Raw genomic sequence first — 14,300 nt, 5'->3', positions numbered from 1 at the left:
CGTGCGCCGCCGACCGTTCTCCCGCTCGCTGTTTCGCGGCGGGAGGACGGCCGGCGGCGTTCCCGGGTCAGGCCCCGGTCAGGGGAGGGTGACGGCGACCGGCGTGATGTCCGCCGCCTTGATCCGGCCGGGCAGGGACGCCGCCCACGGGTGGTGGTCGGTCGGCAGTCCGCTCGGGTTGTCAACCACGTAGTGGACGACGTCGCCGGAGCGGCTCTCGGTCCACTTCGCGCCGACCGAGCGCAGCACGGACGCGGCCTTCCCGGCGTCCGCCGCCTTGACCGACACCCGGATCGGCGACTCGTACGACGGCAGCGCCGCCGCCCGCTTCGCCGCGTCCGCCAGGGACCGCGCGGAGAGGGCCGGCGCGTTCCGCGGGTCGGGCCCGAGGATCGCGTTGCGGAGCAGCTTGGCCGTCCCGTCGCTGAACGCCCGGAAGTTCGGCTCGGCCGCGAAGAGCACCGAACGTCCCTCGCCGACGGGCTGGTCCACGACGGCCGCCGTCCCGCCCAGCTCCGACCCGCCCTTCTCGAAACCGGACACGAACCAGCCCGGCGAGTCCGCCCGCGGGTAGGAGGCGACCACGCCGCTGTCGGCCTTCATGACCGGGTCGTACGAGGTGAAGTTCCAGGCCGTCGCGCCGACGCCCTTCGCGAGCGGGCTGCGGCCGTCCACCTCCATCCGGAACATCGTGCCCGGGATGTCGGAGGTCGGCGCGCTCAGCGTCGCGGTGGTCAGGCCGAGCCGCGCGGCCAGCTCCGCACCGCCCTGCCAGCCCACGTAGCGCCCGCCGCCCTTGGCCCACGCCTGGAGCGCGGTACGGCCCGCGTCGCCGAGCGCGGTGTACGCGGACGCCGCCGGGCCGTTCGGCGTCAGCAGGACCTGGACGCCCTTCAGCTTGCCCGCCGCGACGTCGGCCGGGGTGAGCAGCGTGAACGGCATCTTCCAGTCGCGGTCGAGCCGGTGCCGGAGCCAGCCGGCCGACTGGCGAGCACTGGACGAGGTGGTCGAGAGCTGGAGGATTCCGATCTTCGGCGTCCGGCCGCTGTGGCCGGGACGCGGCGCGGGCACCGGCGGCACGCGGACGGCGCGGGGACGGAGCTCCGCGCCGGACGAGCCGCCCGACACGTTCTGCAACAGCGGCATGCTCCACGCCGTCACGTCGTAGAAGTACGGGAACGGCGTGTAGGAGTCCTCGTTCAGCATGGCCTGGATCCAGTGCTTCTGGGCCTGCGCCATGGAGATGTAGTACGTCCCGGCGGGCAGCGTCGTCCGGCCCTCCGGCCGCCCGTACGCCTTGTAGTCGGGCACCGCCAGCGGGCGGGCGAGCCGTTCGACCTTGACGCCCATGCGCTGGAGCCGCCGCACGATCGTGCGGACCTCGGCGCGCTTGGCGCGGTCGTCGTCGCGCAGGAAGTACTGGCGGATCCTGCGGTCGGGGACGGGGCGGTCGATCTGGTTCGGCGGGTTGTAGATCCGGTTCGGTTCGAGCCGTCCGGCCTTGCCCTGCTCGTAGGCGTCCACCGACATCCGGTGCCACTCGGTGAGGATCTTCTGCCGGTTCCGCGCGGCGGCCGACAGCGACACCCACTGGGTGAGGTACTGCTCCTTCACCCGCTCGGGGTACGGGCTGTCGCCGCCCTTCTCGTACGTCATCCCGGCCGCGTGGAACGCGCTCGTCGGGACCGTGTCGCCGTACCCCTGGTAGAACAGGTCGTAGGTGGCGCGGTTGAAGAAGTCGATGCCCTGCCGCCTGAACTCGGCCGCCATCGGCGCGCCGTAGACGTCGTTGATCCAGCCGATCGCCTGCTCGGGCGTCTCGTGGTAGATCGGGTCGGCGTTCGGCGGGAAGAAGAACGATGTCCCGCCCATCTCGTGCGCGTCGATGTAGAGCGCCGGCGGGTACTGGTTGAGCATCGCGAGCTTGCCGTCGGTCTCCGGCTGCGTCCGCGCGAACCAGTCGCGGTTCATGTCGAAGCCGTAGGCGTTCTGGCGGGTGTCGGCGGTGCGGCCGTCGGGGTTCTGCGTCGGCAGCACGACGACCAGCGCGTTGGCGAGGACGTTCGCCGCCGCGCAGTCGGAGCGGTCGCCGAGGTCGCGCAGCACCCTGAGCGCCGCGTCCGTGCCGCTCGGCTCGTTGCCGTGCACGTTGCCGCTGACCCACAGGATCGGCACGCCGCGCGCCGCGATCCGCTCGGCGAGCTTCGCGGGCGTGCGCGGGTCGCGCAGCAGGCCCGCGTCGAGCCGTACCTTGGCGAGCCCGGCCCTGGTGAGCAGCTCGGGGCGGCCGACGATCGCGTACTTGAGCGGACGGCCCTGCGCGGTCTTCGCGAGCGTTCCGGAGACGACGCGCTCGCTCCGGCCCGCGACGGCCTCCAGGTAGCGGTCGGACTCCGCGGCGCTCGCCTGGCGCTCGCCGAGGTCGAAGCCGAGCACCTGCTTCGGCGAGGGGACCTTGCCGCGGTACACGGGGGAGGTCTGCGTGGGATCGCAGCCGGCGGCCGCGCCCGGCGCGGCGAGGGGGGTCTGCGCGGACGCGGACGCCACGAGCGACGTCGGCACCGCCAGGGACGTGGCCAGCAGCGCCGACCACGCCAGGTTTCGGGCTCTCATGAGCCCCAAAACTGACATCGGTCAAACCCTTCACCAATGGCAACCCTTGCCAAGATCGAGCGCTTGCTTGATGGCCTTCACCGGTTTACGGGCCGCCCGCCGCGCCGTCCGCGATCCGGCGGGCGGGCGCGGCGGCTGTCACCCCGTCCAGCAATTGCGCCAGCGGATACTGGCGCGCGGGACTACCGCCGGGGCGGCGGACATGGTTCGGTGCGAGGTGGCGGACCGTCCGGTCCGGGTGACGGGCGGTTCCGGGCCGGGCGAGCGGCCGGGACCGCGGAGGCTGGGAGGCCGAGCGTGCGCGCAGCGTTGACCCACGGCAAGACGATGATCGTGACCGAGGTCCCGGACCCGGTGCCCCTGGAGGGCCAGCTCCTGGTCCGCACGCTGGCCTGCGGCATCTGCGGTTCGGACCTGCACGCCCTCGCCGACCCGGACGCGTTCATGGAGACCACGCGGCGCTCCGGCGGCACGCCGTACGACCCGCGCGACGGCCTGGTCTTCGGGCACGAGTTCGCCGGCGAGATCGTCGAGTACGGGCCCGGGACGCAGCGCGCGCTGCCGATCGGCGCCGCGGTGTGCGGGCCGCCGATCGGGATCGGGCCGCAGGGCGCGGGCATCATCGGGTACGCGCCGATGTTCCCCGGCGGCTACGGCGAGTACATGATCCTCAACGAGGGCCTGACGATGGCGGTCCCGGACGGGCTGGACCCCAAGGTCGCCGCGATCACCGAGCCGTTCTCCGTCGCGACCCGCGCGGTGAGCCGCAGCGGCATCGCCGAGGACTCCGTCGCGGTCGTCCTCGGCCTCGGGCCGATCGGCCTCGGCGTCGTCGCCGCGCTGAAGGCCCGCGGCCACGGCCCGGTGCTCGCCGCCGACTTCTCGCCGCGCCGCCGCGCGCTCGCCGAGGGCCTCGGCGCGGACGAGCTGATCGACCCGGCGGCCGTCTCCCCGTACGGCCGGTGGGCCGACCTCGGCGTCCCGACCGGCACCGTCGACCGCATCGCCGCCGAACTGCTCGGCACGCCCGCGCGCGAGGCCGTCATCTTCGAGTGCGTCGGCGTGCCCGGCGTCCTCAACCAGGTCATCGACGGCGCCCCCGCCGGTTCGACGATCATGCTGGTCGGCGTGTGCATGCAGCACGACACGGTCGAGCCCGGCGTCGCCGCCACCAAGGAGCTGACCCTGCGCGGCACGTTCGGCGCCTACCCGGCCGAGTACGGCGCGACGCTGCACGACATCGCCGAGGGCCGCGTCGACGCGGGCTCCATCATCACCGGCACGGTCGGGCTGGACGACGTCGCGGACGCGTTCACCGGTCTCGCCCGCCCGGACGCCCACGCCAAGATCGTCGTGGTGCCGTAGCGGTCCGCGCCGGGGCCCCGCGGTCCGCGGTTCGCGCCGGGCCCGCGGTCCGCGCCGAGGTCAGGAAGGCGGCGGCTGCTGCGGGTTGCGGCGGGCGCGGTTCACGCGGTCGATCGCGGACAGGGCGAACTCCTGCGTGCGCGTGAGCCCGCCGCCGGGCCGTCCGCCCTGGTCCGTCCCGGGCGCCGGGTCCGTTCCGGCGCGTCGGGCCGCCGCGGCTTCGACGACCTGGACGCGCGCGCTCAGCCCGTACGACAGGAAGAGCAGGACGATGAACGCGGCCAGGTAGAGCAGATGCTCGACCAGCCCGCCCCACCTGCCCTTGAGCACGTCCAGCACAGCGAACATCGCGAAGCCCGCCATCCAGCCCGCGAGCGGGGCCACCAGCCACATGTCGCGTCGGCGCGCCACGGCCGCCGCCGCCGTCAGCGCGAGCACCAGCTCGAACGCCTTCACCACGACGAGCGCGGCACCGGCGGAGCCCGACCCGAAATAGCCTTCGAGCTCGTGCCGCCTCGCGCCCCAGTCGAGCGCCGCGGCGACCAGCACGGTGATGCCGTACGCGATGAGGAACGCGCCGACGGGATAGTGCAGCCGATGCCACGTCGAACCGTTCGTCCGGCTCGCGGAAGCGGGCGCGGACGCGGCCGGGGGCGCGGGTGTGGGTGTGGGCGGGGCCGCGGGTGCCTGCGCAGGCGGGACCTGAGCGGGCGGCGGCGGAGGAGGAGACGGCGCGGGGGACGGCGCGGGTACGGGGGCGGTGCTCTCGGACGGGTCGACGGGCCTCGGGAGCGGAAGCCCTTCGGCGCGCGTCGGCTCGCTGTCGGTGTCAGCGGGCGGCGCGGCCTCCTCCGGCGGCTCGCCTGCTGAAGCGCTCGCCGCGTCGTTCGCCGGACCGCCGTCCTGAGCGCCGTCCTCGGCGCCGGCGCTCTCGGGGCCGCTGGACGCGCCCGCGACCGGCGTGTCGTCCCGCGGGGGCGAGGGCTCCGGCGGAGCCTCGGCAGGCCGGCGGGGGAGGGGCTGGTCAGGCCGGGTCCGCTCGGCGGCCCGGTTCCGGCCGGCTCCAGCACTCGCCATCATCGCTCCCCCATCGTTCCCATGTGCCGACTATGCGCAAGATATCCCGGATGGGGTACCCGTGATCACGCCTTCGCACCGCGTGTCGGCGGACCGCCGCGCGAGCCGGCCGGCCGCGCGCGGCGTACGGGCCGCTGACCTGCCCGAAGTGCTTGCGCAAGCCCCGGCGGCGCGCAAGGCTGACCGTCGTCGGGCCACGCGAAGTCCAAGGGATCGGGGATGACGCCTGACGATACGGGAACGGCCGCGTCCGTGAAGACGGGGATCGAATATCTGGAAGAGCTCGGCGACGAGCTGGTCGAGCGGGGTCTCCGGGTGCGCCTCACCCTGCCCCGCGGCCAGGCGCCCAGCCTGCACGTGATGAACCCGGACGCGTCCGCCCTCACGGAGAACATCCTCGCGGAGCAGGGCGCGGACGGCTGGTGGTACTGGTGGTCGTGGGCGGAGCGCATCGCGCCCACGGGCGACGCCGCCGCCGCGGCCGACCGGGTCGCGCTGGTCCTCGCCGTCCACTGAGCGGCCGTGGTCATGCGGCACGCCGCCGGCGCACTCCGGCCGGCGTCTGCATGATCACGTCCCCGCCTTCTGACCCCGCGCCCGCAGCCCCCGCCCCGCGCGCTCGCGCTCGCTCCAGCCCGCGCCCGCTCCCGCGCCTGCGGCTTCGAGAGCCCGCCCCCACCGGCGAATGTTGAGGCGGCGAACATATGGACGCGGCGGCCCTCGCGCCGCCCGGACGCGGCGCCGCGTGGGTGAACGGCCCCGCCTCCAGGTCGCGTCCGGGTTGATCACGCGTTACGGGATTGTTACCGCCAACAACAAATCCGGCGGGTCGCAGGTCTGGCGCGGCCGCGAAGCGCGACATAAGTTGCGGGGCACAACATTCACGCCGGATGGTTCCCGAACGCGGTCACCGGCGGCGTATCACCCCCCAGAAAGGACCCGGGCCATGCGCAAGGGGATCCTCAGCCTCGCGGTCGCCTCGGCGGCCGTGCTCACCCTCTCCGCCGCCTGCGGGGACGACGACTCCGGCGAGGCGAAGACCGGCTCCGGCTCGGTCAAGGGCAAGATCGGCGTGATCCTGCCCGACACCAAGTCCTCGGTCCGGTACGAGAGCTTCGACCGGCCGTTCCTGGAGCAGTCGTTCAAGGCGGCGGGCGTCCAGTACGACATCCAGAACGCCGAGGGCTCCACCCAGCGGTTCCAGACCATCGCCGACCAGATGATCACCGGCGGCGTGACCGTCCTGATCGTGGACGGGCTGGACTCCAACTCCGCCGCCGCCGTGCAGCGCAAGGCGAAGTCGCAGGGCGTCAAGACGATCGACTACGACCGGCTCACGCTCGGCGGCGTCTCCGACTACTACGTGTCGTTCGACAACGTGAAGGTCGGCGAGGAGCTCGGCAAGGGCCTCCAGAAGTGCCTCGGCGACAAGGCGGCCAACATCGCCTACCTGAACGGCGCGCCGACCGACAACAACGCGACGCTGTTCGCGCAGGGCGCGCACAGCGTGCTGGACAAGGTCGCCAACTACAAGAAGGTCGCCGAGCAGGCCGTCCCCGAGTGGGACAACCAGAAGGCCGCCACGATCTTCGAGCAGATGTGGACGCAGCAGCGCGGCAAGATCGACGGCGTGCTCGCCGCCAACGACGGCGTCGGCAACGCGGCGGTGTCGATCCTGAAGAAGAACGGCGAGGCCGGGAAGGTGCCCGTCACCGGCCAGGACGCGAGCCTCCAGGGCCTCCAGAACGTGCTGGACGGCTCGCAGTGCATGACCGTCTACAAGCCGGTCAAGCAGGAGACCGACGCGGTCGCCAAGCTCGCGGTCTCGCTGCTGAAGGGCGAGAAGGGCGAGGCCACCGGGAAGGTCAACGACCCGCAGGGCAAGCGGGACGTCCCGTCGGTGCTGCTCGACCCGATCGGCGTCTTCAAGGACGGCGTGAAGCAGGTCGTCGACGACGGGTTCGTCAAGCAGGCCGACCTGTGCAAGGGCGCCTACGCGGCCAAGTGCAAGTCCGCCGGCATCCAGTGACCGACCCCCGCGGCGGCCCCCGCGCCGCTGGGGCGCCCGTCCCGCCCGGCCGGCCTCCGGGCCCGGCCGGGCGGGCGCCCGGGGCCCGCCGCGGGCCGTCATCGAAAGGCACGAACGTGGCAGACACGAACGTGGAAGACACGCCCCCGGCGGACGACGGCCACCCCGTCCTCCGCATCACCGGGCTCAACAAGAGCTTCGGGCCCGTCCACGTCCTGCACGACGTGGACTTCGCGCTGCGCCGGGGCGAGGTGATGGCCCTCGTCGGCGACAACGGCGCGGGCAAGTCCACCCTGATCAAGTGCGTGGCGGGCATCCACCCGGTCGACACCGGCCGGATCGAGTTCGAGGGCCGCGAGGTGCGCGTCACCGGCCCGCGGGACGCGGCGGCGCTCGGCATCGAGGTCGTCTACCAGGACCTCGCGCTCGCCGACAACCTCGACATCGTGCAGAACATGTTCCTCGGCCGCGAACGGCGCCGGGGCATCGTGCTGGACGAGCACTCGATGGAGGAGGCGGCCCGCGAGACCCTCGCGCGCCTGTCGGTCCGCACCGTCAAGTCCGTCCGGCAGCAGGTCGCGAGCCTGTCCGGCGGGCAGCGGCAGACCGTCGCCATCGCCAAGGCCGCGCTGTGGGAGTCGAAGGTCGTCATCCTGGACGAGCCGACCGCTGCGCTCGGCGTGCAGCAGACCCGGCAGGTCCTGGACCTGGTGCGGCGGCTCGCCGACACCGGGCACGCCGTGGGCCTGATCTCGCACAATCTGAACGACGTGTTCGAGGTCGCCGACCGGGTCACCGCGCTGTACCTCGGCCGGGTCGCCGCCGAGGTGCGGACGGCCGACGTCACCACGAGCCAGGTCGTGGAGCTGATCACCGCGGGCCGGTCCGGGGACCTCGGGCTCGCGCCGCACACCGCCGCTGAGAACATCTGATGGGGGCTTCGATGTCCACGAACATCCCCGAGGGCAAGGAGGCCGCCGTGAAGCTGGCGGACTCGGACTTCGCCGCCGACCGGCGCGAGCACGACGTGCGCGCGGCGGTCGGCGACTACTGGAGCCGGGTGCGGTCCGGGGACCTGGGCGCGGTCCCGGCGATCCTCGGCCTCGCCGGGCTCGTCGTGCTGTTCACCGCGCTGAGGCCCGAGACGTTCCTCAGCACGGGCAACATCGCCAACCTGTCCACGCAGGCGCTGCCGGTCACGATCCTCGCGATGGGCCTGGTGTTCGTCCTGCTGCTGGGCGAGATCGACCTGTCGGCGGGCGTGGCGAGCGGCGTGTGCGCCGCCGTGATGGCCAAGCTGATGGTGGACGCCGGCCAGCCCTGGTACGTCGCGGTCATCACCGCGATCGGCGTCGGGATCGTCATCGGCACCGCGATCGGCTGGCTCGTGTCGGTCGTGCGGATCCCGTCGTTCGTCGTGACGCTCGCGCTGTTCCTCGGCCTCCAGGGCATCACGCTGCGGCTGATCGGCGACGGCGGCACGGTGCCCGTGCGCGACGACGTGATCGTGGCGCTCGCCAACAAGAACATGCCGGTCTGGCTCGGCTGGACCCTCGCCGTCCTCTGCGCCGCCGGGTACGCCGCGACGCAGCTCTGGCGGTGGCGGCGGCAGCGCGAGCGCGGCCTGGTCGGCCGGCCCCTCGTCCTCGTGGCGGGCCAGGTCGCCGTGATCGCCGCGGCGCTGCTGGTCGCCACGTACGTGCTCAGCCTGGACCGCGCGCCGAGCCCGCTCATCGTGATCAGCGGCATCCCGTGGGGCGTCCCGCTGGTCGGCGTGCTGCTCATCATCTGCACGTTCGTGCTCGGCCGCACCCCGTACGGGCGGCACGTGTACGCGGTCGGCGGCAACGCCGAGGCCGCGCGCCGCGCCGGGATCAACGTGACCCGGATCCGGATGTCGGTGTTCATGATCGCCTCCACGTTCGCCGCGCTCAGCGGGATCGCCGCCGCGTCCCGGCTGAACTCGATCACGCCCGACGCGGGCGGCGGCACCACGCTGCTGCTCGGCGTCGGCGCGGCCGTGATCGGCGGGACGAGCCTGTTCGGCGGCAAGGGCAAGGCCCGCGACGCCGTGCTCGGCGGGCTGGTCATCGCCACCATCGACAACGGGCTCGGCCTGCTCGGCGCCAAGGCGTACGCCAACTTCCTCATCACCGGGGGAGTGCTGCTGTTCGCCGCGAGCATCGACGCCCTGGCCCGACGCCGCCGCGCCGCCACCGGGCGGTGACCGTGCCGCCGCACGACCCCGCCGCCCGTCCCGCCCGGCCCGGCGCGGCGGGGGCGGCGGAGGCGGCGCGCGGCCCGGCGGGGACGGCGGCGCGGGGCGCGGCGGCGGCCCGGCGGCTGGTACGCTCACCAGCCACGACCGCCTGGCGGGCGGCGGCGGTGTGGCACGGTGGGAGCCCTCGGCATGTCTGTGACGACACCCCTGCTCGAGCTGCGAGGCGTCGACAAGAGCTTCGGCTCGATGAAGGTCCTGCGCGATGTCGCGTTCTCGGCCTACCCGGGCGAGGTGACGGCGCTCGTCGGCGACAACGGGGCCGGCAAGACCACGCTGGTCAAGTGCATCGGCGGCATCCACCCGTACGACTCGGGCGAGTACCTGTTCGAGGGCCGCCCGGTACGGCTCGGCAGCCCCCGCGACGCGGCCGCGCTCGGCATCGAGGTCGTCCACCAGGACCTCGCCCTCTGCGAGAACCTCGACATCGTCCAGAACCTCTTCCTCGGCCGCGAGCGGCGGCGCGGCCTGGTCCTGGACGAGGCGACGATGGAGGAGCTGGCCGCCAAGACGCTGTCGGGCCTGTCGATCCGCACGATGGGCTCGGTGCGGCAGCGGATCTCGACCCTGTCGGGAGGGCAGCGGCAGACCGTCGCGATCGCCCGCGCCGTCCTGTGGGACAGCCGCCTCGTCGTGCTGGACGAGCCCGCCGCGGCGCTCGGCGTCGCGCAGACCCAGCAGGTCCTGGAGCTCGTGCGGCGGCTCGCCGACCAGGGCCTGGCGGTCGTGCTGATCTCGCACAACATGAACGACGTGTTCGCCGTCTCCGACCGGATCGCCGCGCTGTACCTCGGCCGCATGGTCGCGCAGGTGCGCACCGCCGACGTCACGCACACCAACGTCGTCGAGCTGATCACCTCGGGCCGCAGCGGGGACCTGGGGCTGCCCCGATGATGAAGGGGGGCCCGTCACAGGAGGACATCCGGCGGCACAACCTCGGCGCGCTGCTGCGCTTCGTGCACCTGCGCGGCCCGGCGTCGCGCGCGACGCTCGCCGAGTCCCTCGGCCTGAACCGCAGCACGATCATGGCGCTGACCGCCGACCTCACCGCCGCCGGGCTCGTCCGCGAGGAGCTGCCGCGCAAGCCGGGCCGCCGCGCGGGCCGTCCGTCCCTGGTCGTGCGGCCGGAGTCCACCCGGGTGTACGTGCTCGCGTTCGACGTCGGCGTGGACCGCCTCGTCGTCGCCCGCGTCGGCCTCGGCGGCGAGGTCCTGGACCGCCGCGAGGGCGCCCGCGACCGCGGCGCGGACGCGTCCGACCTGGTGACCGCCCTGGTCTCCGCGGCCCGCTCCCTCGTCCGCAAGGCGGGCCGGGACGCGGTCTGCGTCGGGGCGGCCGTGGCGTTCCCCGGCATCGTCCGGCGCGCGGACGACGCGATCATGTTCGGCCCGAACCTCGACATCGGCGACCTGTCGCTCGGCGAGGCGCTGTCGCGCCGCCTCGGCCTCGGCATCCCCGTCGCGGTCTGCAACGACGCCGACCTCGGCGCGCTCGCCGAGCACGAGCGCGGCGCGGGCGTCGGCTGCGACAACCTCATCTACCTGCACGGCGACGTCGGCGTCGGCGGCGGCATCATCGTCGGCGGCCGGCTGCTGGGCGGCGACCAGGGCTTCGGCGGCGAGATCGGCCACATGGTCGTCAACCCCGGCGGCCGTCCGTGCGCGTGCGGGGCGCAGGGCTGCCTGGAGGCCGAGGTCGGCGAGCGCACCCTGCTCGCGCACGCCGAGCGCGAGGAGGGCCCGGACGGGCGCGAGGCCGTCCGCGCCGTCGTCGAGGCGGCCGACTGGGGCGACATCGTCGCCCGCGAGGCCCTGCACCGCGTCGGGACGTGGCTCGGCATCGGCGTGGCCAACCTCGTCAACGTCTTCAACCCCGGCCTGGTCGTCTTCGGCGGCACGCTCCGCGACGTCTACCTGGGCTCCGCCGCGCAGGTCCGCAGCGTCCTCGCGACGAACGCGCTGGCCGCGTCCCGCGAGAAGGTCCGGCTCCGGACGGCGGCGCTGGGCGACGACACCACGCTCGTCGGCGCGGCCGAGTTCGCCTTCACCGAGGTCCTGGCCGACCCGGTGCAGGTGCTCGCCCGGTTGAAGGCCCCCGAGGACACTCCGGTCCTGTGAGCCGCCGCCGGGCGCCGGTGAACGGGGCCGGGCGGCGCGGGCAGCGCGGGGGCGTTCGTTTGCGGCGTGCCGTCGTCGTGGGCGCCAGGAAACGGCGGCACGCCGCAAGTCGTGGGGACGGCGGGGTACGGCCGCCGTCCGGGCCGGTCAGCCGTCGAAGCGGCCGTAGCCGCCCTTGTAGAACAGCAGCGGGTCGCCCTCGTGGTGCTTGTCGAGGGCGTGCACGCGGGCGACGACGATGACGTGGTCGCCGGCGACGTGCTCCTGCTCGACCGTGCACTCGATCCAGGCGAGGGCGCCCTCGATGACGGGGCTGCCGTTCGGCGAGCCGGACCACTCGATGTCGGCGAACTTGTCGCCGCCCTTGATGGCCAGCCGCTTGCAGACCTCCAGCTGGGGCTCGCTCAGGATGTTGATGCACAGCCGCTCGGCCGGGCGCAGCCGGGGCCACGAGGTGCTGGTGTGGGCGACGCAGAACGCCACGAGCGGCGGTTCGAGCGACACGGAGGTGAACGAGTTGGCGGCCAGGCCCGTCGGGCGCCCGGTCTCCGGCTCGATGGCGGTGATCGCGACCACTCCGGTGGCGAACCTGCCGAGGACCGAGCGGAACCGGGCGCCGTCGATGTCGGTGACCGGTGTTGCTGGGGAGCCGTTCGGCGATCCGTGCATGCGGCGTTCCATTCCCTGGCCGGGGGGTCGTTCGGCCGAGTCGCTCACGTACGCGGCGGCCGCTGCGGTGGCACCGTCGGCCATCTGACCCGTCCCTTCTCTTAGCCAAGCGCTTGCTTGGACGATAGGGCGGGTCGAATCGAGGTGTCAAGCGGGCGGTGCGCCGTACGGCCCCGCATGACCAGTGAAGCCCCTGGTCGGGCATGGTCATTCCCGTATCGGCCGATTCGGCGCCATCTCGGCCGAAGGTCCCGGTCGTCCCTCGGTCCGCGGACCGAGGCGCGTTGACCGGACGCGGGCCCGCCGACTACCCTGGAAACGGCCAAGCGCTTGCTCGGTTTCGTTGGGCGGGCGCCCGGCGCGGACGCGGGCAGGAGCAGGACGCGTGCAGGACAAGGAGGACGTGTGGGCAGCTTCCGGGACCGCGCGGCGGTCGCCGGCGTCGGCTACACCCCGTTCAGCAAGGACTCCGGGGTCTCGACGCTGACCCTCGCGGTGGACGCGATCCTCGCCGCGCTGGACGACGCCGGGCTCGGCGTGGACGACGTGGACGCGCTCGCCACGCACCGGGTCGGCGACTCGACGCCGCCCTGGGTGGTCGCGCCCGCGCTCGGCGTGCCCGAGGTGTCGTGGTACCTCGACCAGTTCGGCGGCGGCAGCGTCTCGCACTCGGTGGTGGCGCAGGCCGCGATGGCGGTCGCGTCCGGCGTCGCCGAGACGGTCGTGTGCTACCGGGCGATCAACGCGCGGTCGGAGTTCCGGATGGGCGGCACCGGCCGCGCCCCGGCGCCGGTCTTCGACGTGCAGTACCAGGCGCCGTACGGCTACTTCGCGCCCCCGCAGCAGTTCGCGATGTACGCCCGCGCGCACATGAACGCGTACGGCACGACCCACGAGCAGCTCGGCGCCGTCGCCGTCGGGCAGCGCGCCAACGCCGTCAAGAACCCGCGGGCCCTCAAGCGCGACCCGATCACGCTGGACGACTACCTCGCCTCCCGCTGGATCGCCGAGCCGCTCCGCCTGCTCGACTGCTGCCTGGAGACCGACGGCGCCTGCGCGGTCGTCGTCACCTCGCGCGAGCGCGCCCGCGACCTGCGGCACACCCCCGTCCTGGTGTCCGGCGCGGCGTGGGGCGGCGGCGACAGCTTCTTCTCCGGCGCGGGCAACGGCCCGTCCGGGACCGACTTCACCGTCACCGAGGCCGCCCGCATCGCGCCCCGCCTCTACGCGATGGCGGGCGTCGGCCCGTCCGACATCGACGTCGCCGAGATCTACGACTGCTTCACCTACTCCGTCCTCGTCCAGCTTGAGGACTACGGCTTCTGCGCCAAGGGGGAGGGCGGCCCGTACGTCGAGTCCGGCGCGACCCTCATGGACGGCGACCTGCCCGTCAACACCCACGGCGGCTTCCTGTCCGAGGGGTACGTGCACGGCGTCAACCACATCGCCGAGGCCGTCGCGCAGCTGCGCGGCACCGCCGGCGACCGCCAGGTGCCCGGCGCGGAGGTCGCCCTGTCGACCGCCCAGCCGGGCTACGTCCTCGCCGGAACCTCGGCGCTGATCCTCAGGAGTGACACGTGAGCCTGCGGCAACGCCCGAGGCCGGAGCCCGACCGCGACTCCGCGCCCTGGTGGGAGGCGGTGCGGCGGCACGAGCTGACCGTGCAGCGCTGCGAGGGCTGCGGCACGCTGCGCTTCCCGGCCCGCGCCGTCTGCAACCGCTGCCGCTCCCGCGCGTCCGCGTGGGTGCCCGCCCTCGGGACGGCCCGCGTCTACTCCTGGATCGTCAACCACCAGGTCTTCATGCGCTCGATGGCGGACGAGGTGCCGTTCCCGGTGCTGCTCGTCCGCCTCGACGACGGGCTGGGCGGCGGGGGAACGACGGCCAGCCGGACGACCTGATGATGTACGGCGGCCTCGTCGGCGCCGACCCCTCCGTCCTGCGCCCCGGACTCCCCGTCGAGGCCGTCTTCACGGACGTGGAGGAGGCGGACGGCGCGGGCGGGGCGATGACCCTCGTCCAGTGGCGTCCCGCCGGAGCCTGACCGCGGACCGCCCACGCGCCCGTACGGCCATCGGCGTACGGGCGCGCGGTCGGTCTGGGCGGATCAGGCCGCGGTCGGTCTGGGCGGATCAGGCCGCGGGCGGGCCTG

General features: G+C 73.8%; 13 protein-coding genes. 10 read left to right on the top strand and 3 right to left on the bottom strand.

Going from position 1 to position 14,300, the window contains the following annotated elements:
* Window positions 1-78: 78 nt before the first annotated feature.
* On the bottom strand, window positions 79-2,613 hold the full coding sequence (locus GEV43_RS03675) for a M14 family zinc carboxypeptidase (RefSeq protein WP_160819479.1): 2,535 nt from the start codon (window positions 2,611-2,613) through the stop codon (window positions 79-81).
* Window positions 2,614-2,910: 297 nt separating this feature from the next.
* On the opposite strand from GEV43_RS03675, the gene GEV43_RS03670 reads away from it, so the two are divergent.
* Window positions 2,911-3,978, top strand: a complete 1,068-nt coding sequence (locus tag GEV43_RS03670; protein ID WP_206681056.1) for a zinc-binding dehydrogenase — start codon at window positions 2,911-2,913, stop codon at window positions 3,976-3,978.
* 60 nt (window positions 3,979-4,038) lie between these two features.
* Here GEV43_RS03670 and GEV43_RS03665 read toward each other — a convergent pair whose 3' ends face one another.
* Entirely contained in the window at window positions 4,039-5,055 is a 1,017-nt protein-coding gene (locus GEV43_RS03665) for a hypothetical protein (RefSeq protein ID WP_160819478.1), read from the bottom strand.
* 219 nt (window positions 5,056-5,274) lie between these two features.
* Between GEV43_RS03665 and GEV43_RS03660 the strand changes: the two genes are divergently transcribed.
* The 6 genes from GEV43_RS03660 to GEV43_RS03635 all read left to right on the top strand — a co-directional run bounded on the left by GEV43_RS03660 (window position 5,275) and on the right by GEV43_RS03635 (window position 11,479).
* A complete protein-coding gene (locus GEV43_RS03660) occupies window positions 5,275-5,571 on the top strand; it encodes a hypothetical protein (protein WP_164717170.1) in 297 nt (98 codons plus the stop codon).
* A 430-nt stretch (window positions 5,572-6,001) separates the two neighbouring features.
* Window positions 6,002-7,084: a sugar ABC transporter substrate-binding protein gene (locus tag GEV43_RS03655; RefSeq protein WP_160819477.1), complete on the top strand. Its 1,083-nt coding sequence runs from the start codon at window positions 6,002-6,004 to the stop codon at window positions 7,082-7,084.
* A 116-nt stretch (window positions 7,085-7,200) separates the two neighbouring features.
* Window positions 7,201-8,016, top strand: coding sequence for an ATP-binding cassette domain-containing protein (locus GEV43_RS03650; RefSeq protein ID WP_309239432.1), 816 nt, complete (start codon window positions 7,201-7,203; stop codon window positions 8,014-8,016).
* Window positions 8,017-8,027: 11 nt separating this feature from the next.
* On the top strand, window positions 8,028-9,311 hold the full coding sequence (locus GEV43_RS03645) for a sugar ABC transporter permease (protein WP_160819476.1): 1,284 nt from the start codon (window positions 8,028-8,030) through the stop codon (window positions 9,309-9,311).
* Window positions 9,312-9,494: 183 nt separating this feature from the next.
* Window positions 9,495-10,256, top strand: coding sequence for an ATP-binding cassette domain-containing protein (locus tag GEV43_RS03640; RefSeq protein WP_160819475.1), 762 nt, complete (start codon window positions 9,495-9,497; stop codon window positions 10,254-10,256).
* The gene (locus tag GEV43_RS03635) at window positions 10,256-11,479 is read left to right on the top strand and encodes an ROK family transcriptional regulator (protein WP_160824275.1); all 1,224 of its coding nucleotides are present in this window, start codon (window positions 10,256-10,258) and stop codon (window positions 11,477-11,479) included. The genes GEV43_RS03640 and GEV43_RS03635 overlap by 1 nt, the downstream gene beginning before the upstream one ends.
* A gap of 147 nt (window positions 11,480-11,626) precedes the next feature.
* Here the strand turns inward: GEV43_RS03635 and GEV43_RS03630 are convergent, their stop codons facing one another.
* A complete protein-coding gene (locus tag GEV43_RS03630; protein WP_160824274.1) occupies window positions 11,627-12,148 on the bottom strand; it encodes a flavin reductase family protein in 522 nt (173 codons plus the stop codon).
* A gap of 405 nt (window positions 12,149-12,553) precedes the next feature.
* Between GEV43_RS03630 and GEV43_RS03625 the strand changes: the two genes are divergently transcribed.
* The 3 genes from GEV43_RS03625 to GEV43_RS49330 are packed head-to-tail and all read left to right on the top strand — an operon-like array spanning window position 12,554 to window position 14,192.
* Window positions 12,554-13,729: an acetyl-CoA acetyltransferase gene (locus tag GEV43_RS03625; RefSeq protein WP_160819474.1), complete on the top strand. Its 1,176-nt coding sequence runs from the start codon at window positions 12,554-12,556 to the stop codon at window positions 13,727-13,729.
* Window positions 13,726-14,049 carry a zinc ribbon domain-containing protein gene (locus GEV43_RS03620; RefSeq protein ID WP_309239431.1) on the top strand — a complete coding sequence of 108 codons (324 nt, stop codon included), beginning with the start codon at window positions 13,726-13,728 and terminating at the stop codon, window positions 14,047-14,049. Before GEV43_RS03625 ends, GEV43_RS03620 begins: the two co-directional genes overlap by 4 nt.
* Window positions 14,049-14,192 carry a hypothetical protein gene (locus GEV43_RS49330; RefSeq protein WP_241682768.1) on the top strand — a complete coding sequence of 48 codons (144 nt, stop codon included), beginning with the start codon at window positions 14,049-14,051 and terminating at the stop codon, window positions 14,190-14,192. Before GEV43_RS03620 ends, GEV43_RS49330 begins: the two co-directional genes overlap by 1 nt.
* Window positions 14,193-14,300: the final 108 nt, after the last annotated feature.

Source organism: Actinomadura sp. J1-007 (assembly GCF_009793335.1).
Lineage (GTDB): Bacteria > Actinomycetota > Actinomycetes > Streptosporangiales > Streptosporangiaceae > Spirillospora > Spirillospora yumaensis.
Note: the sequence above shows the minus strand (reverse complement) of the source record. Positions and strands in the feature narration are given on the sequence as shown.